This window comes from Pseudomonas tehranensis (assembly GCF_014268615.1).
GTDB lineage: Bacteria > Pseudomonadota > Gammaproteobacteria > Pseudomonadales > Pseudomonadaceae > Aquipseudomonas > Aquipseudomonas tehranensis.
The window spans coordinates 37,579-55,865 of record NZ_JABWQV010000012.1; the positions used below are offsets into that span (position 1 = coordinate 37,579).

Consider the following 18,287-nt stretch of genomic DNA (forward strand, 5'->3'; position numbering starts at 1 on the left):
CACGCTTTTCTGAAGCTGCGCTATACCCCTCTAAACAGTTTCATCCGAGTTACATCAACCGTCTTGCGAGGCGCGCCAAAAATGGACGTGAGCGTATTTGGTACGGGGTACGTGGGATTGATTCAAGCGGCTGCGTTGGCTGACGTCGGCCACCGCGTTTTGTGCATCGACATTGACCCCAACAAGATTCGTCAGCTGCAGCAAGCGGTGCCACCGATCAGCGAGCCTGGGTTGTCCGAACTGCTCGAAGAGAACATCAAGAGTGGCCGGCTGCTGTTCAGTGATCAGGCCAGCGATGCGGTCAATCACGGCGAACTGATCTTCATCGCGGTAGGCACGCCAGCCGATGAAGACGGTTCGGCAGACCTGAGCCATGTACTGGCGGTCACCCGCCAGATCGCTGACTTCATGGACAGCGACCGCACCTTGATCATCAAGTCCACGGTGCCGGTCGGCACCGCCGACAAGGTCGCCGAATGTGCCCATCAGGCATTGGCTCGCCGGGGCCTGCAACAGCTGAACGTGCGAGTGGTGTCCAACCCCGAGTTTCTCAAGGAAGGCAGCGCCCTGGCCGACTGCATGCGCCCGGACCGGATCATCATCGGCACCGCCGACCCGCTAGCCCGCGATCAGATGAGCGAGCTGTATGCGCCCTTTTGCCGTAACCGCGAAAAACTGATGTTCATGGACAACCGCAGCGCCGAACTGACCAAGTACGCGGCCAACGCCATGCTCGCCACCCGCATCAGCTTCATGAACGAACTGGCCAATCTCACCGAAAGGCTGGGCGCCGACATCGAAGCGGTACGCAAGGGCATCGGTTCGGACCCTCGCATCGGTTATCACTTCATCTACCCCGGATGCGGCTTCGGCGGTTCATGCTTTCCCAAGGACCTGCGCGCCCTGCTGCATACCGCCGAACAGAGCGGCATGCCCCTGCGCCTGCTGCGCAGCGTCACCGACGTCAACGACAGCCAGCGGCACATTCTCTTCGAGAAACTGACGCAACAGTTCTCCGGTGGCCTGGCCGGCAAGTCGATTGCGATTTGGGGCCTGGCTTTCAAACCCAATACCGATGACATGCGCGAAGCCCCCAGCCGCTACCTGATGGAGGCGCTGTGGCGCGAAGGCGCTCGGGTCCATGCCTACGACCCGGAGGCTATGTCCGAATGCCGCCGCCTCTATGGCTACCGCAAAGACCTGAACCTGTGCGCCACCCGCGACGACACCCTGGAGGATGCAGACGCCCTGGTGATCTGCACCGAGTGGAAGAACTTCCGGGTCGTGGATTTCGCTCTGTTGGCCAACAAGTTGCGCGCCCGGGTCATCATCGATGGCCGCAACCTGTACAACCCCGAACACCTGGCCGCCGCCGGCCTCTTGTATCGCGGCATAGGGTTACGTCACACCGTGCCCAGCACTCTGCCCCAGGGGCCACGGGCGTGAACATTCTGGTGACCGGCGCAGCCGGTTTCATCGGCGCCCATTGCGTGCTGCGGCTGCTGCGCGACGGCCATCAGGTGTGGGGGCTGGACAACTTCAACGACTACTACGACCCGCAGCTCAAGCACGATCGCGTGGCATGGGTGAAGGACCAGGCTGGGGACTTTACGTTGGCACGGGTAGACCTGACCGACGCCTCGGCCATCGATGAGTTGTTCCAGTCACACCGCCCCGACGTGGTGATTCATCTCGCCGCCCAAGCCGGCGTGCGTTATTCCCTGGAGAATCCCCGGGCCTACGTCGACAGCAATCTCACCGGGTTCCTGAACATTCTGGAGAGCTGCCGTCGCCATCCGGTCAAGCACCTGATCTACGCCTCCTCAAGCTCGGTGTATGGCGCCAACCAGCGCACACCTTACTCAGTACAGGACGGCGTGGACCATCCGCTGTCGCTGTATGCGGCCAGCAAGAAAGCCAACGAGTTGATGGCCCACAGTTACAGCCATCTGTTTGGCATCCCATGCACCGGCCTGCGGTTTTTCACGGTGTACGGCCCCTGGGGCCGGCCGGACATGTCGCCGATCCAGTTCGCCCGCGCCATCGCCGAAGGCCGCGTGTTGCAGTTGTTCAACCATGGCGAGCACCAGCGCGATTTCACCTACATCGACGACATCGTCGAAAGCATCGCCCGGCTGATCGAACGCCCGCCCCATGCCACGCCACAGTGGGATCGCGATCAACCGGACCCGGCCACCAGCGCGGCGCCCTGGCGGATCTACAACATCGGAGGGCAGCACCCGGTGGCGCTGCGCACCTATGTAGCGCTGCTGGAAAAGCACTTGGGGCAAACCGCCCGGATCGAACTGCTGCCCCTGCAACCGGGGGATGTGTTGAACACCTGCGCCGATGCCAGCGACCTGGCACGGGCCACCGGTTTTCAGCCGCGCATCGAGCTGGACGAGGGCCTCGGCCGCTTCATCGACTGGTTCCTCGATTACTACGCCCTGCCTATCGCCGACACCGCTTGCAGCCAAACGCTTGCGACCAACCTTCAGCGGAGGAGTCTATGACCCGACATGAACAAAGCATCCCTATCACCGCCCGCGGGGGCGACAAGCGTGTCGATCCCGAGCACCGCCGACGCCTGGATGCGGCCATCCATCGTCAGGGCCGTGGCTGGCTGACCGGTCGCGACGGCGGTCGACCCTGGACGGTCTCACGCACCAATCGGGTGGTGGCCTGTCTCGGCGCGCTGTCAATCCTGGTGCTGCTCAGCCCGCTGCTGCTGGGCCTGGCACTGCTGATCAAGCTCTCAAGCCCCGGTCCCGTGCTGTTCGTGCAGAAACGCACCGGATACCGCGGCCGGGTCTTTGGCATGTACAAGTTTCGCACCATGGTGGCTGATGCCGAGGCGCTCAAGGAGTCACTGCGCCACCTCAACAAGCACGGCGCCGATGCCATCGACTTCAAGATCGACAACGACCCGCGCATCACCCCCGTCGGCCGGTTCCTGCGACGCAGCAGCCTCGACGAGTTACCCAACCTGATCAATGTGGTGACCGGCGACATGCGCCTGGTCGGCCCGCGGCCGACCTCGTTCAATGCCTACCGCTACAAGGACAACCATCTTGTCCGCCTGAGCATCTACCCCGGCCTGACCGGCCTGTGGCAGATCTCCGGGCGCAGCAACATCGACTTCGACCAGCGCGTGGAACTGGACCTCAGCTACATCGCCGAACAAAGCCTGTTGCTGGACTTGAAGATCCTGATGATCACCCCTTTCAAAGTTTTCAGCGGCCACGGAGCGAGTTAAATGGACGGTTCAACCAATATCCTGAGCATCGCAAGCCCGAGCGAGACCAACCTGACCTCAACCGTGCTTGACCCATCCATACGGATTCTGCTTCTGACGGCCGCTAACACCGGCACCGGAACCAGTACCAGTGCCATGGCCCTGGCCGCTCAACTGGCGCAGATGAGCAGCGGCCGCGTACTGCTGGTGGACGCCAGCCAGTCGCCGCGCAACCTCAGCCAGCAATTGTCGCTGCACAAGGAGCGCGGCTTCAGCGACCTGCTGTTCAACAGCCTCGCACCGCCCTTGTTGCAGGACTGCGTGGTGCAGACCTCCAGCCTGCCCTTCGACGTGCTGCCCAACGGTCGTCTGGGGCGCAATGCCGAGCGCCTGAACCCCGAGCAGCTTCGCCCGTTGTTCAAGCAACTGGCCGGGCAGTACCGCTTTGTGGTGATCGACGCTGACGCGGTGTACTCGGCCTCCGACACCCTGGTCATGAGCACCCAGGTGGACGGCGTGGTGCTGGTGGTACGCGGTGAAGACACCCGCTGGGAGGTGGCCCAGGCCGCTCGCCTGCGTCTGACCCAGGCCGGTGCCAAGGTGGTGGGCAGCGTGTTCAACCGCCGCAAGTACTACATGCCCAAGTGGCTCTACAACAACCTGTAAGCCTGCAAAAAGGATGACGAGATGAACGCCAGATTGCTTGTCCTGCTGCTGTTGCCGCTTGCCGGTTGCACCAGCCACACCGAAACCCGCTCCATGCCGGTGCAGATCCTCACGGCCGCACCGGCCAACGCCCAGGCCACCGACATGCCCCGGGTCGAACAGACCTTGCGTCCCCAGGATGTGCTGGATGTGATCTTTCACATCAGCACCAGCGGGTCGGATGCCTACCGGGTCCAGCCAGGTGACCAGGTGGCCTTGAACTTCACCGCCGCCAGCCAGCTCAACGGCGCACAACAGGTCATGCCCGACGGCACTATCGAACTGCCGGGGGCCAACACCTCGGTAAAAATCGCCGGCCTGACCACGGACGAAGCACGCCTTGAGGTACAGCGTGCCTATGACCGCAAAATGTTGTTCCAGCCCAACCGCAATCAATTGACGGTGCAGGTCACCAGCCCGTTGAGCAACGAGACAAAACTGCGCAACACCCTGACCCACCCGGGCACCGGCATGAGTCGGGAGATCACCGTGGGCACCGACGGCTACGCCAGTTTTCCGGAAATCGGCTCCGTGCCGCTGCAAGGCATGACCGTCAACCAGCTGGAAACCTTCCTCAATGAACGCTACGCCAAACTGCCAGGACGCATGTCCGTCAATGTGCTGCTCAAGTCCACCGCTGGTAACGAAATCTATGTTCTGGGCGAAGTCGCCCAACCCGGTTCCTATCCGATCCGTCGGCCAGTCTCGGTCCTTGAGGCGCTGACCATGGCCCGGGGCTCGAACATCAAGGCGCGGCTCGATTCGGTGGTGATCATGCGCCGCAACGGTAATCAGGTCGAAGCGCGCAGCTACGACGTGGAGAAGGCACTGGACGGTGACGCGTCGCAAATTGCCTACCTGCAACCGGACGACATGCTCTACGTGCCCAAGACCAAGCTGGCCAGCGCCGGCGAACTGGCCCGGCAACTGGCCGACGTGGTGCTGTTTCAGGGCGTGGGGTTCAGCTTCGGCTACCGCGTCGACAACAAAGGCAGCGACAACTGAAACTCAGGTGATTGATCATGAACCCCAAGGAAAACTATCTGCATGAGTTCTTCAGGATTTTCTTCGCCAACAAGCAATGGGTGAAGCGCATCTTCCTGATCTTCGCCGTGATCGCCCTGGCGCTGCCGTTGATGCTCAAACAGAGCTTCGACATCACCGCCCAGGTCATCGTCCAGTCGAAAAAACTCTCCCAGGGCGACGCCACCACGTCGCTGAACCAGGAAGACGCCACCTTCATTCCACCGTCCCTGGCGGACATGGAAACCGAGAGCAATATCCTGCGCTCGCCGGCCCTGATCCGGCAGACCATCAGCACCCTGCGCGACCAGGGCGAGTACAGCCCCAGCCCCGGCATCTTCAACAAATGGGTGAGCGAGCCGCTCAAGCACTATGTCACCACGCCGCTGCGCGAGTATGTCGTCAACCCGCTGCGCGACGGCCTGGGACTGGAAGTCGATCCAGTGCGAGATACCACGCTCGACATGCTGACCGACGAAGCCATCGCCAACCTGAAAATCGAAACCCTGCCAGGCTCCAACGTCATCTCCATCGTCTACAGCTTCGGCGACCCGGCCCAGGGCACTCGGTTCGTGGCGCAACTGCTGGAGAACTACCTCTCCAGTCGCCAGGACCTGCAATCGATCGAGCTGCCGCAAGCCTTCTATGAGCAAAAGAAAACCCAGTACCAAACTCGCCTAGACGGACTGGAAGGCACTCGCCTGGCGCTGCTTGAAGACGTCAGTTCCTCCGATCCCAAGGAGGAGATCACCTTCCGCCTGAACGCCATCAACACCGAAGAACAGGCCTTGAACCTGTACCGCGATCGTCTGCTGCAAAGCCAGCGCTGGCTCGATTACCTCAAGACCAGCCTGACAGCGGCGAACAGCTCGCGGTTCAACGACTACACCTTCCCCTTCACCTTCACCACCACCGTGGACAACATCGCTTTCGAAGACAGGGAGATCAAACAACTGGGTGAGCAACTGACCACCCAGGTCAGCCGCTACATGAATGACCTGGCGATCTTCCAGCCCGGCAGCGAACCGATGCTGTTGACCCGCGAACAGATCGCGCGCACTCGCCAGCAGTTTCTCAAAGTGGTGAGCAACCGGATCCAGGAGCGCACCAACGACCTGGCAGTCGTCAGCTCGGTGATCGACCAGAAAACCGCGCGCATCGCCGAGTTCAAGGAGCGCATCCATCAGTTGCAGCAAACCCAGAGCAAGCTGCGGCAGATGGACACCGAGATCAATGCCCTGCATGCGGCATTTTCCACCTACGCCCAACGGTTCGCCGAGAGCAGCACCGCTCGGGCGCTGGACAACGACCTGTCCAACGCTCGCGTCCTGAGCCCGCCGTTCGAACCGACCGCCGCGGCGTTTCCCAAGCCAATGCTGATTATTGCGTTCGGTCTGTTCAGCGGCTTGCTCCTGGCGATCGCCCTGGTCTATGTGCGTGAGTTCTTCGACCATCGCTTCAAGCACCCTGCCCAGATTACCCAGCAACTGGATGTACCGGTGCTGCTGGTGATCAACGAGCAGACCCCCGACCAGGTCAACCCGCACCGCAACTGGAGCCTGCCCAGCCTTGTCCATTGGGTGCGCAATTGAACGCGCCGGTGGGCCCGACTTGCCGCAGCAGCGCCCTGCCGATCATTCATTTGCTCGACAGCGGCGGCTTCTACGGGGCCGAACGGATGTTGCTCGATCATTGCCTGGCCACGCCGGGGCAGCACCAAGTGCTGTTCCTGGCGGCGCCGCCGACGTTGATCACGCGCTTTCGCCAAGCCGGAGTCGATTGCCGCCACTGCGCCAGTTGGGCCGAGCTGGTGCAGCACCTGCGCCAGCGACGGGAGGAGCAGCCGCTGATCAACACCCATAACTTCAAGGGTCTGCTGTTCGGCTGGGCCGCGGCCACGCTGCTGCGCTTGCCCCTGGTCATCACCCAGCACGGCTTCACCCCGCGCAGCACCAAGCAACGGTTCTACACCTGGCTGAGCCTGCAACTGTGCCGGACCGCCTCGGTCAAGCGCGTGGTCTGCGTGGCCGAAAGCATTGCCGTGCTGCACCGCCAGGCCAGCGTGCGCGCGGAAAAACTCGACGTGATCCCCAACGGCCTGCCGTCGGTCACAGCACCGCTGCCTCATCGTGACGACAGGCTGCGCTGGCGGGTCGGCTACGTCGGTCGCTTGAGCCACGAGAAAGGCCCGGACCTGTTCCTCGACGCCATGATCCCGCTGTGCCAGCGGCATGCATCGCTGCACGCGGTGATGCTCGGCGACGGCCCGGAACGTCAGGCCTTGCTCAAGCGCATTGCCGACGCAGGCCTGCCGACTCGCATCGAGCTGCCCGGTTATCAGACCGACATGAACCCCTGGTGGAGTCAGCTCGACGCGCTGGTGATCAGTTCGCGTACCGAAGGCACACCGATGATTCTGCTCGAAGCGATGCAGGCCGGAGTGCCGGTGGTGGCGTTCGGCGTGGGGGGCATTCCCGATGTGCTGCAGGACCGTCACAACGGCCTGCTCGCGACGCCGGCCGACAGCGCCGAACTGGCCCGGCAGATCGAAACACTGTTTGGCGAACCGCCCCTGGCGCGGATCCTGGCCGACAACGCGCGCCGCACCCAACGGGACCGCTATGACCTGCGCGCCCTGGCCGAACGCTGGTCGCAGCTCTATATCCGCACGGCACGGGAGGCTCGTCCATGATTGTCCCGCTCTCAATCGTCAGCCTGCTGGGCGTGGTTTGCCTGGTGTTGCTGGCCAGCCCCTATCCCTTCCTGGCGCCGGGAGCGGTGCTCGGCCTGGTGGGCGTCGCCGTGCTGTACCGCAAACCCGGCTGGGGCTTGTTGGGCATTGCCGCGCTGGTACCGTTCGAAGGTCTGTTCAAGGAGAATGCTTTTTCAGGCAGCAAATTCTTCGGCGTGGCGCTGATTCTGATCCTGATGCTGCAACTGGCCCTGCGTCAGATCCCTTCGTCACGCTTGCGCAGCAATATCTGGCGGCCACTGATCGCCTTCATGATGCTCTATGGCCTGAGCCTGTTGCTGTCGCAGAACCTGGGCCTGTCCATGACCCATTTGCGCGAACTGATGGTGGGGCTGATTCTGTTCGTGATCACCCTGCTGATCGGTCGCGAGCTGAACCTGGACCTGTTCTGCCGGCTGATGACCCTGAGCGTGAGCACCACCTGTGTGCTGGCCATGTTCTCGGCCAAATACCAGGACCAGGGCCGCGCATCTGGCCTGTTGGAAGACCCGAACACCTTTGCCCTGTTGATCGCCTTTACCGTGCCGCTGGCATTGTTGCTGGTATTACGCAGCCCGAACCTGTTGCACCGGTTATTCTGGGGTGGCTGTTTCATCCTGCTGCTGGGCGGCATGACCAAGACCGAATCGCGCTCAGGGCTGGTGGTGCTATTGCTGAGCCTGGTGATTGGCCTCTATCACTATCGTGCACAACTGCCGCGCATCCGCCCGCGACACCTGGGCTTCGCCATGTTCGGGCTGGCCATCCTGACTCCCTTGGGGATCGCGGTGATGCCGGCCGGCTACGTGGCGCGCATCCAGTCGCTGAGCATCCTCAGCGCTGGCGCCAGTGCCCACAAAGACGAATCCCTGGGCCGACGCGCCTCGTACATCGTGGTCGGCAGCCAAATGATCCGCGAGAACCCAGTGCTGGGCAGCGGTCCGGGCACCTTCCCGCTGCACTACGCGCCCACCGGCTACGCCAAGGCGTTCTCGGCCAATCGCAAGCTGGGGGATCTGTATCGCCGGGCCCATAACACCTATCTGGAAATCTTCAGCGAGATCGGCATCCCGGGCGGGCTGATGTTCGTCGGCATGCTCGGCCTGGGCCTGTACAACCTGCTGCGCGCCCGCCAGCTCTGGTTGCAGCGGCGGGACTGGACGCAGGCAGACTTGGTGACGCACCTGGGCATGAGCTTCCTGTCGCTGACGCTGTTTTTGATGTTCCTCAGCGCCCCCAACCATAAGTTGCTGTGGATCATGCTCGCCCTCACCAGCGTGTTGCGCTACGACGCCGAACAGGCAACACCGCAGGAGGCCCGGCCATGACCTGCATCAGCATTGTGATCCCGATGTTCAACGAGGCCCGACACATTGGCCGTACGTTGCAGGCGGCGCAGGAAGCCGCCCGCCAGGCGCAGATGGACTGCGAGCTGATCGTGGTGGACAACGGCTCCGACGATCATGGCCCGCGCATCGCCAACGAACTGGGCGCGCGCGTGCTGATCGTGCCTGGCGTGCACATCGGCGCCCTGCGCAACCGCGGTGCGGCCGTCGCTCACGGGGAATGGCTGGCGTTCATCGACGCCGACATCGAGATGCCGGCCAACTGGCTCACGCTGTTACTGGAACTCCAAGGCCAGGGCGATGTGCTGGGCCTGGACTTGGACACCCCCGCTCAGGCGCCTTGGTTCGCTCAAGCCTGGCAACGCCGAAGCCAACGCCCAGGCTCGCGTCCATTGCACCGGGTGCAGTGGCTGCCCAGCGCCAACCTGTTGTTGCGTCGCCAGTGGTTTGAGCAGGTCAGGGGGTTCGACGAAACCCTGCGCACGGGCGAAGACAAGGATTTTTCCCTACGCCTGCGCGACGCCGGGGCGCAATTGCTGCTGGTCAATGAAAGCGTGGCCCTGCATTGGGGCTACGAAGGCAGTTGGCGGGAGTGGATGAGCAAGGAACTGTGGCGCCAGGGCAGCCATTGGCAATTGTTGCGCAGCCATGGTCCGAGCCTGCGTCTGCTGCGCTTTCCCGCGCTGTCCATCGGTGCCTGGGGCCTGGACTTTCTGGCGTTGGTCGCCCTGTTCCAGGGCCAGCCACGCATTGCCCTGATGCTGCTGTTGCTGACCTCCCTGCCCGCTTTGTTCCTCAGTCTGCGTCAAAGCGGGCGTAACGTGCGCCTGACGCTGCAACTGTGGGCCTTGCACGGGGTGCGCTTGCACCTGACCGGCGCCGCGCTGCTTCTCAACCTTTGTCATTGGAACGTCAGGAGACCTGCCCGTGGCTGAATTTCTTTACTGGTCGTGCCTGTTGCTGCCGGTGTACGCCTACCTCGGTTATCCGCTGATGCTGAGCCTGCTGGCGCCGCTGTTTCCGCTCCGGCGCTACGGGCCGGCGTTGCCGATGAACGTCAGCATTGTCATCGCCGCCCATAACGAGGCACGGCACATCGAAGAGAAGCTGCGCACGTTGCTGGCCCAGGACTACCCGGCGCGCTCGCTGCAAATCATCCTGGCCAGCGACGGTTCCACCGACGACACGGTGGCCTGCGCTCGGCAGGTCATCGACCCGCGTATCACCGTGCTCGACCTGCCGCGCCAGGGCAAGGCCGCTGCCCTGAATACCGGCGTGGCCCACAGCACCGGAGAGATTCTGGTGTTCACCGACGCCGACAACCAATGGGCCGACGATACCCTCGGGCACCTGCTGGCCCCGCTGGACGATCCGGAAGTCGGCGCCTGTGCCGGGCACATGGAAATCCCCGTGCCGGGCAAGGGCCTGAGCCTGGGCGATAGCTTGTATCGGCATTACGAAGGCTGGCTGCGTCAGGTGGAGAGCCGCACAGGCTGCATGGTCTCGGCCGATGGCGCCTTGCTGGCCTTGCGGCGCGAGCTATTTGAACCCATACCGGCGCAGGTCAACGACGACTTCTTCCTGAGCACCTGTGCGCCGGCGGCGGGTAAATCCATCGTGTATGCGCCACTGGCCCGGGTCACCGACCAGGGTGTAGACGAAGCCGACAAACAGTTTCGCCGTCGCCAGCGGGTCACCGTGGGCGGCCTGCAAAGCCTGGCCCAGCGCCGGCAGTTGCTCAACCCCCTGCGTCACGGGCTCTACGCCATCGGCCTGATCAGCCACAAACTGATCCGTCGTCTGGCGCCAGTGTTGCTATTGCCGCTGCTGCTGAGCAACGCCTGGCTGTGGAATGAACATCTGTTCTATCGCCTGAGCCTGGTGGCGCAACTGCTCGGCTACGCCATCGCAATGATCGGCTTACTGGACGTAAGCCACCGCTTGCCCAGGCCCTTTCGCCTGGCCGCGTTCGTGCTGGTGACGCTGGCGGGCATGAGCATCGGGCTGTGGCAGTTTCTGCGAGGTCATCGTTATAGCCAATGGAACCCCGAGCAGAACCGCTAAGGAGACGGCCCATGTCCATCAAACAAGTCTTCAAGCGCACCGGCGGCTGGCTGTACCTGAACACCTCCCTGGGTCGTGGTCCGTTGCGTGGTGCCGGCGTGATTCTGATGCTGCACCGGGTCCTTAACAATGACCGCGCCGCCGAGCTGCCCCATCGCAACGAATTGTGCGTGGGGCCAGAAGCCTTCGAGCATTTGCTGATCTGGCTGCAACGCTATTTCGAATGCGTGCCCTTGATGAGCCTGCTGTTGGCGGACCCTGAAAGCGTCCCGAATCGCCCGCGAGTGGCGCTGACCTTCGACGACGGCTGGCGCGACAACGCGATGAATGCCTTTCCTTTGCTGCGCCAATACCAGGTGCCGGCGAGTATTTTCCTGTCCACCGATTTCATCGGCAGCCGCCAGCACTTCTGGTGGGAAAGCATTGGCGAAACCCTGTGGGGCAGCCATGGACAAGTGGCGCGACATTCATTGATCGAGCATTTGCAGCACGCCGGCCGACCGTTGCCGGTGATGCTCGACGACCTGGATGACCAGCGCCGCAGCCTGTCGCTGATGCACTATCTGCAGAGCCTCAAGAGCCTTGACCCGCAGGTTTTGAACGATCTCACCGACGCCTGCCCCACGGGCGCCCAACCCCAGGCCCTGGACTGGTTCCAGGTACGGATGCTGGAAGATTCCGGGCTCATCCGCTTCGGCCCCCATGGTGCCAGCCACGCGATTCTCACCGCGCTGGATGATCAGCGCCTGCACGAAGAGCTGAGCCGCAGTCGGGCGGCCCTGGAGAACGGATGCGCCCAGCCGCTGCCGGTGTATTGCTACCCCAATGGCGATCACGATGAGCGCGTGCGTCAACAGGTGGCGGCCCACGGCTTTCCATTTGCCCTGGGCACCGAAACCGGCTTGTATCGCACCGACGGCGACCCGTTGAACCTGCCGCGCTTCGGCGTCAGCCAACGCAACGCCCAGCACCCTGAATTGCTGGCTTGGCGCATTCGCCGGGGGACACGCCCATGAGCCGCGGCCACTACCTCAAGCATCTGGCCCTGAGCATGGGTACACGCCTGGCGATGATTGGCCTGCGCCTGCTGCGCAATGTGCTGCTGGCGCGGATCCTTGGGCCCAGTGAACGCGGGCTGTTCGCACTGCTGAGCACGCTGCCGGACCTGATCAGCGCCGTCACCAGTGGCGGCTTGAATTCGGCCGTGGGCTATCAAGCGGCTCAACAACGCTCGATGGGCCTGCTGCTCAGCCAGGTGCTGGTCTTCGGCTGCCTGTTGGCCGGGTTGTTGACGGTACTGGTCGTGGCGCTGGTGCGCGAATTCGGCGGCGAACTGGACATCACCACGCAGTTGGGGCTGTTGGCGTGGCTGCTGCTGTTGGCGGTGCCGTTGACCGTGCTCAAGAGCGGCCTGCTGACCCTGCACAATGCCTCCGGCGGCGTTGGCGCCTTCAATGCCCTGCGACTGATGGAGTCCCTGGCACCGCTGTTGCTGTTCCTGGCGCTGTTCTGGATGTGGAAAGACACTGCCCTGGAAGCGGCGCTGATCAGTTGGTTGGCAGGTCTGAGCCTGGTGGTGTTGGCCGGTTGGGTCTGGCTGCGGCGGGACCACCCGTTCACCTTGCAATGGGATCGCTCCCACCAGAAGGAGCTGTTGCGCTACGGCGCCCGCAGCCACCCCGATTTGATGTTCCAGCAAGTGGTACTGCGCTCGGATTACCTGTTCATCGGCGCCCTGCTGGGCAGCACTGCCCTGGGCCATTACGCCATGGCCAGCGCCGCCGCCGAACTGCTGCTGATCGTGCCGGAGGCGGTTACCACACCGCTGATGAAGCGCCTGCTGCAGCAGGACTCCGACATGAAACGCCTGACGCCTCTGGCCCTGCGCCTGACCGCCACGGTCATGCTCGGCGCCTGCCTGGGCATGGCACTGATTGGTGAATGGCTGATCGTCACGCTGTTCGGCGCGGCCTACCAACCGGCGTATCCCGCCTTGCTGGCGCTGCTGCCGGGGCTGTTCGGGCTGTGTTACGCGAGCATTTTGCGCCTGGACCTGCTGGGCAAGAACCGCCCTGGTACGGTTTCGCTGCTGATGGGGGTTGGGGCGTTATTAAACCTGGCGTTGAACCTGATCCTGATTCCGCGTTACGGCATCGTCGGGGCCGCCGCGGCTTCTTCGGTCGCCTATATGACCGTGACCATCGCGCTACTGGCGATGTACTGCCGCCTCAGTGGCGTGGCGTTGTGGCAGACGCTGATCATCCTGCCCAGTGACCTGCTGCCGATGCGGCAGATGCTGATGGGGAAATCCGCATGAACGCCGTCGTCAGGCAGACCGCCATCGCGCGCAGGCTCGCTCCCACAGGGCCCGGCGCCGGGCACAAAAACTGCGGTCGCTACACCTCCACTGTGGGAGCGAGCCTGCTCGCGATGGCGGTCTGCCCGGTGCCTATGCAAACCCGTCAGATCGGGTTTCTCCTGCCCGCAGACACCCTGTTTTGCCATGGATTGGAGCACACCCCTTTTCTCCCAACATACCACCCGTCAGGAGGCACCATGAAGTCCCTGCAAAAATTGCGTGATCGCATCCAGAAGAAAGGCCTGCGCGCCGTGTTCAAACAGCTGTGCAGGCGCTACGTGTATTTCCACTCCCGACTGGTGTGGCTGGAGCACGATGTGCGGATCCCGCTTCCCCCGCATAACCTCAAGCCCTATCCACCAATGCGCCTGGAGTTCATCACGGTCAGCAATGCCGACGCGTTTGCCCGGCACTTTGGCGACCGCGTCGAAACCATGCGCGAGCTCGCGGCCGAAGGCTACACAGGCTTGATGTACCTGGATAGTGAGGGCGACACCGTGGGTTTCGCCTGGGGTAGTACGCGAGACTATTTCGACCGCCATTTCTATCGCTGCAACTTCCCGATCCAGCCTGGCGAGTACTTTCAGTTCGGTGGCGAGATGATCCGTGCCTACTGGGGTTCCAGGATGTCGGCGGACATGCAGTTGGAAATCTGGAAGATCATGGCAGACAAAGGTTGCGACACCATGGTCGATGTCTGCGACTTGCAAAACATCCCGGCGATCAAGATGCATCTGCGCATGGGCTTCCAGGAACGCGGCAAGATCACCCATGTGTATCGCCTGTTCGGTCACTGGCGGTTTTTCCGTGACACGTTTTACCGCGGCTCGGTTCTGGGCGCTTTTCAGAAACCGGCCCAGTCGGTTGCATCGGCTGCGGCGGCCTGATGGCCATGGCGATACGGCTCCAATGGTGTCGTTCCTTGCCGCCTCAGCGGCGTGGCGCCGTGGCAGACACAGATCATCCTGCCCAGCGACTTGCTACCGATACGCCGCAGGCTGATGGGGACATCAGCATGAACGCGTTCGTCAGCCAAACCACCATCGCGAGCCAGCTCGCGATGGTGGCCACTCCCCAACCCGCCACCCGTCAGGAGGCACCATGAACGTTCTGCAAAAACTGCTTGATCGCATCCAGAAGAAAGGCCTGCGCACCGTCCTCAAAAAACTGTGCCGACGCTACGTGTTTTTCCATTCGCAACTGATATGGATGGAACGTGACCTGGTGAGCCCGATTCGCCCCTGCAAACTCAAGCCTTACTCACCGTTGCGCCGGGAAGTCATCACTACCAGCAATGCCGATGCTTTCGCCACCCACTTCGGCGACCGCGTCGAGACCATGCGTGAGCTGGCAGCCGAAGGCCACACCGGCTTGATGTACTTGGACGACAAGGGCGACACCGTGAGTTTTATCTGGGGCAGTCAACGCGACTATTTCGACCGCCACTTCTATGGTTGCTGGTTCCCGGTCAAACCGGGCGAGTTCTTCGAGTTCGGCGGTGAAATGATCCGCGCCTATTGGGGCAGTCAGTTGTCGGTGGACGTGCAACTGGATCTCTGGAAGACCATGGCCGACAAAGGCAGCGACAAAGTAGTCGATGTCTGCGATCTGGAGAATATTCCAGCCGTCAAACTGCACTTGCGCATGGACTATCAAGAGCGCGGCCAAATCACCCATGTGTATTGCCTGTTTGGCCGCTGGCGCTTTTTCCGCGACACATTCTATAGCGGCTCGCTACTGGAGGCGTTTCGCAAACCCGCGCGGCCGACCGCCACCACGGCGACGGCCTGATGTCCATGGCGATCAGGTTCCAATGGTGCCGTTCCCTGGGTGCGGACTTCCCCGCAACAGCTTATGAACAGCTGCGAACCCAGGTGGCCGACACTACACCGTTCAACACGTTGGCCTGGCTGCAAGCTGCGGAATTTGCGCTGCTGCCCGATCAGCAGCTCAATGTACTGCTTGGCTGGCAGGATCAGACACTGTGCCTGTGTCTACCGCTGATAGCGGGGCGCGAGCGCATCGGCGGGCTGCGGTTTCGGGTGTTGCGTCACTTGGGCTATCCATTGGCTGACCGCATCGCACCGCTGATACGCCTGGACGCCGAGGGGATGGCAGCAGCGCTGATGCAGATCCGCCAACATCTGCCCCATGCGCTGCTGCAGTTGAATGAAGTCACCGAGCCGGTGGGTGAAGGCAGCGTCCTCAGCGCCTGGATGGCCCTGAGCTCCACCGGGGAACGGCGGCTTAGTTGTCGGGTGCCGGTGCATTTGATCAGCGACAGCGACCGCCAGGAAATTTCCGGTGATCCGCGCTACAAGTTACGCCGGGCGCGCAAGCGGATCGCCGCCTGCGGCGCCCAGATCCGCCGGGTGACGCCGGACGCCATCAGCATGGGCCTGCTGCTGCACGACCTTGCCGAAGTGGAGGCAGCCAGTTGGAAGGGCGAAGAAGGTGTCGGTATTTTTGCCGACCCCGGGCGTCGGCAGTGGATGAATCACGCCTTCACGGCGCTCGCCGCTGAGGGCATGGTGCGGGTGGTGATGTTGGAGCTGGACGGCCGCTGCATCAGCTATCGCCTTGGCCTGCTGGACCAGGGACGGCTGTACGATTACAACCTGGCGTTCCTGCCGCAGCATGCCGATCTGGGCAGCGGCCGGGTTCTGCTTGAGGAGTGGATTCGCTGGGGGCTGGATGACAACTGGCGCTGGATCGATGCGTCGCGGGTCAGCCTGGAGAACTCCAGCCATCAACTGCATGAACGCATGACCGGACAACTGGAGCACTGGCGTTGGAGTTTTTATTCATGGCAGCCCGACGGCCTGGTATTAGGGCTGGCCTTACGGTTATGGAAAAGCCTCAAGCCGCTATTGCACAAGCGCCCCGCCGGGCAAACCGCAACAGCCGCTTCGCCATCGCCCCCCAAGCACAAGGATAATGTGAATGCCCCGCCAAGTGATCGTCAACGCTGACGACTTCGGACTCGACCTGAACGAAAACGCGCTCATCCTGCGAGCCTTCGAAGCGGGCGTGATCAGCTCGGCCACGGCCATGGCCAATATGCCGGCTTTCGAGCAAGCCTGTGAAATGGCCCGACAACCACTGCTCGACGGCCGAATCGGCTTGCATTTCAACCTCAGCTACGGCCGCCCACTGAGCCAGACCATTGCTCGGCGACCGGCGTTTTGCGACGCCAACGGCGAGTTCGACCTGGATCTCTCGCGCTACTGCCTGCGTCTCGGTTCAAAGGACCTCACCGCGGTGCAGGAAGAACTCGATGCCCAGTGGCAACGCTGCCTGGACTGCGGCCTGCGGCCCAGCCACCTCGACTCCCATCAACACGTGCATAACATCTGGCCCATTGGGGAGCTGGTGGCCCGCTTCGCCGCCCGACAGGGCGTGCCGATTCGACTGGCGCGTAACCTGGGGGCGAACCTTAACCTGCCCAAGCGCCTGTTCAAAACGCTGCTCAACCGCCGCCTGCGCAGTCTGTGCGGCGCAACGGCCGACTACGTCTGCACACCGGCCGACCTGCACCATACGGCGCCGCCGGGCCACGGTTCGCTTGAGGTGATCGTTCATCCATTGCATCTGGATGAAGATTTTGGCGACGCGAGCCTGGCGCCAGGGGACTCATTGACCCAAGTGCTGCATAGGCGCCTGGCGGGCGTGCCGAGGGTGGCGTACGGCGCGGCGGTAAAGGTTTTGAGGCTGAGCGAATATGGGGATGTGCAGTGATTCAAGAGACGCGACCAAACAGGCCATCCGAAATCCCTCCATCCTTCAGACGAATCTGATAAAAAAGCACCTTCATGTCTTGAGCAGCGAATCGCATCGATGTCTTCGACTCTTCTCTCCCGCCTTGGGCGACGCTGGCTGGCTTTGCTGTGCATGAGCGCGATGGTGGTCGGGCTGCCGGTGGGCTGTGGCGTGTTGCAGCACAAGGAGCGCGAGCTGGTATTTCGCATCGAGCCGGGTACGGCGACCTGGTTCAGCGGCTTGCCGGGCGGCGTGCAGGAGTTCGACCTCAAGCCCAAAAGCTTTAAGGCCGGGGAAAGTATCCACGGCTGGTGGTGGCCGGCTGAACGCAAGAACGCGCCGGCGATTCTGTACCTGCACGGGGTGCGCTGGAACCTGACCGGTCAGTTGTTTCGTATTCGGCAGTTAAGGGCCCTGGGCTTTTCGGTGCTGGCCATCGATTACCGTGGTTTTGGCAAAAGCCAGGGCGATCTGCCGTCGGAAGCCAGCGTCTATGAAGATGCGCGCATTGCCTGGGAGCGTCTTGAAGTGCTGCAACCGGATCCGGCCCTGCGGCTGATCTACGGCCACTCACTGGGGGGCGCCGTCGCCGTCGACCTCGCCGCGGAGCTTGGCCAGAAGGCGGCGAAAGCCGGCAGCCGCGTGCCCGCCCGAGGTCTGGTCATCGAATCCACTTTCACCTCCCTGGGCGATGTCGCCACCGCCATGGCCAACACTTCCCTGCCGGTGCGCTGGTTGCTGTCGCAGAAGTTCGACTCCATCGACAAGATTCGCGAGATCAACATGCCGTTGCTGGTGGTGCACGGCGCTGCTGACCGCTACGTCCCGCCGCGTTTCAGTGAGCAATTGTTCAATGCCGCCCAGGAGCCAAAGCGCCTGCTGCTGGTGCCAGGCGCGACGCACAACAACAGCATGAACCTGGCGGGCAGCACCTATCGGCAGGCGCTGGATGCCCTGATGAAAGCCGGGTCATCGCCAGTGGCCGGGCAACCTCATACCAGAGCGGCCAAGGCTGGCTGATCATCTTTGCCGCCAATCCCCCTGTGGGAGCGAGCCTGCTCGCGA

17 protein-coding genes are annotated in these 18,287 nt (G+C 62.7%); all 17 read left to right on the top strand.

Annotation, left to right across the window (positions count from 1 at the left end):
* Window positions 1-81 precede the first annotated feature (81 nt).
* Window positions 82-1,446 carry a UDP-glucose dehydrogenase family protein gene (locus HU811_RS04765; RefSeq protein WP_186654346.1) on the top strand — a complete coding sequence of 455 codons (1,365 nt, stop codon included), beginning with the start codon at window positions 82-84 and terminating at the stop codon, window positions 1,444-1,446.
* Window positions 1,443-2,513, top strand: coding sequence for an NAD-dependent epimerase (locus HU811_RS04770; RefSeq protein ID WP_092400499.1), 1,071 nt, complete (start codon window positions 1,443-1,445; stop codon window positions 2,511-2,513). The genes HU811_RS04765 and HU811_RS04770 overlap by 4 nt, the downstream gene beginning before the upstream one ends.
* Window positions 2,510-3,256 carry a sugar transferase gene (locus HU811_RS04775; RefSeq protein WP_186654349.1) on the top strand — a complete coding sequence of 249 codons (747 nt, stop codon included), beginning with the start codon at window positions 2,510-2,512 and terminating at the stop codon, window positions 3,254-3,256. Before HU811_RS04770 ends, HU811_RS04775 begins: the two co-directional genes overlap by 4 nt.
* Window positions 3,257-3,901 carry a CpsD/CapB family tyrosine-protein kinase gene (locus HU811_RS04780; RefSeq protein ID WP_092400495.1) on the top strand — a complete coding sequence of 215 codons (645 nt, stop codon included), beginning with the start codon at window positions 3,257-3,259 and terminating at the stop codon, window positions 3,899-3,901. It abuts the gene before it with no gap.
* A gap of 21 nt (window positions 3,902-3,922) precedes the next feature.
* Window positions 3,923-4,945: a polysaccharide biosynthesis/export family protein gene (locus HU811_RS04785; protein ID WP_092400493.1), complete on the top strand. Its 1,023-nt coding sequence runs from the start codon at window positions 3,923-3,925 to the stop codon at window positions 4,943-4,945.
* Window positions 4,946-4,962: 17 nt separating this feature from the next.
* Entirely contained in the window at window positions 4,963-6,555 is a 1,593-nt protein-coding gene (locus tag HU811_RS04790; RefSeq protein ID WP_186654351.1) for a GumC family protein, read from the top strand.
* Window positions 6,552-7,655, top strand: coding sequence for a glycosyltransferase family 4 protein (locus tag HU811_RS04795; RefSeq protein ID WP_092456921.1), 1,104 nt, complete (start codon window positions 6,552-6,554; stop codon window positions 7,653-7,655). Before HU811_RS04790 ends, HU811_RS04795 begins: the two co-directional genes overlap by 4 nt.
* Window positions 7,652-9,022 (top strand): O-antigen ligase family protein, encoded by a 1,371-nt coding sequence (locus HU811_RS04800; protein ID WP_186654354.1) that lies wholly within the window; start codon window positions 7,652-7,654, stop codon window positions 9,020-9,022. The genes HU811_RS04795 and HU811_RS04800 overlap by 4 nt, the downstream gene beginning before the upstream one ends.
* Window positions 9,019-9,975, top strand: a complete 957-nt coding sequence (locus tag HU811_RS04805) for a glycosyltransferase family 2 protein (protein WP_186654356.1) — start codon at window positions 9,019-9,021, stop codon at window positions 9,973-9,975. Before HU811_RS04800 ends, HU811_RS04805 begins: the two co-directional genes overlap by 4 nt.
* A complete protein-coding gene (locus HU811_RS04810) occupies window positions 9,968-11,104 on the top strand; it encodes a glycosyltransferase family 2 protein (RefSeq protein ID WP_092456912.1) in 1,137 nt (378 codons plus the stop codon). Before HU811_RS04805 ends, HU811_RS04810 begins: the two co-directional genes overlap by 8 nt.
* 11 nt (window positions 11,105-11,115) lie before the next feature.
* The gene (locus HU811_RS04815) at window positions 11,116-12,120 is read left to right on the top strand and encodes a polysaccharide deacetylase family protein (RefSeq protein WP_092400481.1); all 1,005 of its coding nucleotides are present in this window, start codon (window positions 11,116-11,118) and stop codon (window positions 12,118-12,120) included.
* Window positions 12,117-13,421 (top strand): lipopolysaccharide biosynthesis protein, encoded by a 1,305-nt coding sequence (locus tag HU811_RS04820; RefSeq protein WP_092456906.1) that lies wholly within the window; start codon window positions 12,117-12,119, stop codon window positions 13,419-13,421. Before HU811_RS04815 ends, HU811_RS04820 begins: the two co-directional genes overlap by 4 nt.
* 239 nt (window positions 13,422-13,660) lie before the next feature.
* Window positions 13,661-14,350: a GNAT family N-acetyltransferase gene (locus tag HU811_RS04825; RefSeq protein WP_186654357.1), complete on the top strand. Its 690-nt coding sequence runs from the start codon at window positions 13,661-13,663 to the stop codon at window positions 14,348-14,350.
* A gap of 214 nt (window positions 14,351-14,564) precedes the next feature.
* Complete coding sequence (locus HU811_RS04830) at window positions 14,565-15,254, top strand: N-acetyltransferase (protein WP_186654360.1); 690 nt, start codon at window positions 14,565-14,567, stop codon at window positions 15,252-15,254.
* A 5-nt stretch (window positions 15,255-15,259) separates the two neighbouring features.
* Window positions 15,260-16,435, top strand: a complete 1,176-nt coding sequence (locus HU811_RS04835) for a GNAT family N-acetyltransferase (RefSeq protein WP_186654362.1) — start codon at window positions 15,260-15,262, stop codon at window positions 16,433-16,435.
* Window positions 16,407-17,201, top strand: coding sequence for a ChbG/HpnK family deacetylase (locus tag HU811_RS04840; protein ID WP_186654364.1), 795 nt, complete (start codon window positions 16,407-16,409; stop codon window positions 17,199-17,201). The genes HU811_RS04835 and HU811_RS04840 overlap by 29 nt, the downstream gene beginning before the upstream one ends.
* Window positions 17,202-17,300: 99 nt before the next feature.
* Window positions 17,301-18,242, top strand: coding sequence for an alpha/beta hydrolase (locus HU811_RS04845; protein WP_186654366.1), 942 nt, complete (start codon window positions 17,301-17,303; stop codon window positions 18,240-18,242).
* Window positions 18,243-18,287 lie beyond the last annotated feature (45 nt).

What these genes read in the sequence shown, in the direction of transcription:
- HU811_RS04765 (WP_186654346.1), top strand. Translation starts at nt 82, where the DNA reads ATGGACGTGAGCGTATTTGGTACGGGGTACGTGGGATTGATTCAAGCG.
- HU811_RS04775 (WP_186654349.1), top strand. Translation starts at nt 2,510, where the DNA reads ATGACCCGACATGAACAAAGCATCCCTATCACCGCCCGCGGGGGCGAC.
- HU811_RS04780 (WP_092400495.1), top strand. Translation starts at nt 3,257, where the DNA reads ATGGACGGTTCAACCAATATCCTGAGCATCGCAAGCCCGAGCGAGACC.
- HU811_RS04785 (WP_092400493.1), top strand. Translation starts at nt 3,923, where the DNA reads ATGAACGCCAGATTGCTTGTCCTGCTGCTGTTGCCGCTTGCCGGTTGC.
- HU811_RS04790 (WP_186654351.1), top strand. Translation starts at nt 4,963, where the DNA reads ATGAACCCCAAGGAAAACTATCTGCATGAGTTCTTCAGGATTTTCTTC.
- HU811_RS04800 (WP_186654354.1), top strand. Translation starts at nt 7,652, where the DNA reads ATGATTGTCCCGCTCTCAATCGTCAGCCTGCTGGGCGTGGTTTGCCTG.
- HU811_RS04805 (WP_186654356.1), top strand. Translation starts at nt 9,019, where the DNA reads ATGACCTGCATCAGCATTGTGATCCCGATGTTCAACGAGGCCCGACAC.
- HU811_RS04815 (WP_092400481.1), top strand. Translation starts at nt 11,116, where the DNA reads ATGTCCATCAAACAAGTCTTCAAGCGCACCGGCGGCTGGCTGTACCTG.
- HU811_RS04820 (WP_092456906.1), top strand. Translation starts at nt 12,117, where the DNA reads ATGAGCCGCGGCCACTACCTCAAGCATCTGGCCCTGAGCATGGGTACA.
- HU811_RS04825 (WP_186654357.1), top strand. Translation starts at nt 13,661, where the DNA reads ATGAAGTCCCTGCAAAAATTGCGTGATCGCATCCAGAAGAAAGGCCTG.
- HU811_RS04830 (WP_186654360.1), top strand. Translation starts at nt 14,565, where the DNA reads ATGAACGTTCTGCAAAAACTGCTTGATCGCATCCAGAAGAAAGGCCTG.
- HU811_RS04835 (WP_186654362.1), top strand. Translation starts at nt 15,260, where the DNA reads ATGGCGATCAGGTTCCAATGGTGCCGTTCCCTGGGTGCGGACTTCCCC.
- HU811_RS04840 (WP_186654364.1), top strand. Translation starts at nt 16,407, where the DNA reads ATGCCCCGCCAAGTGATCGTCAACGCTGACGACTTCGGACTCGACCTG.
- HU811_RS04845 (WP_186654366.1), top strand. Translation starts at nt 17,301, where the DNA reads ATGTCTTCGACTCTTCTCTCCCGCCTTGGGCGACGCTGGCTGGCTTTG.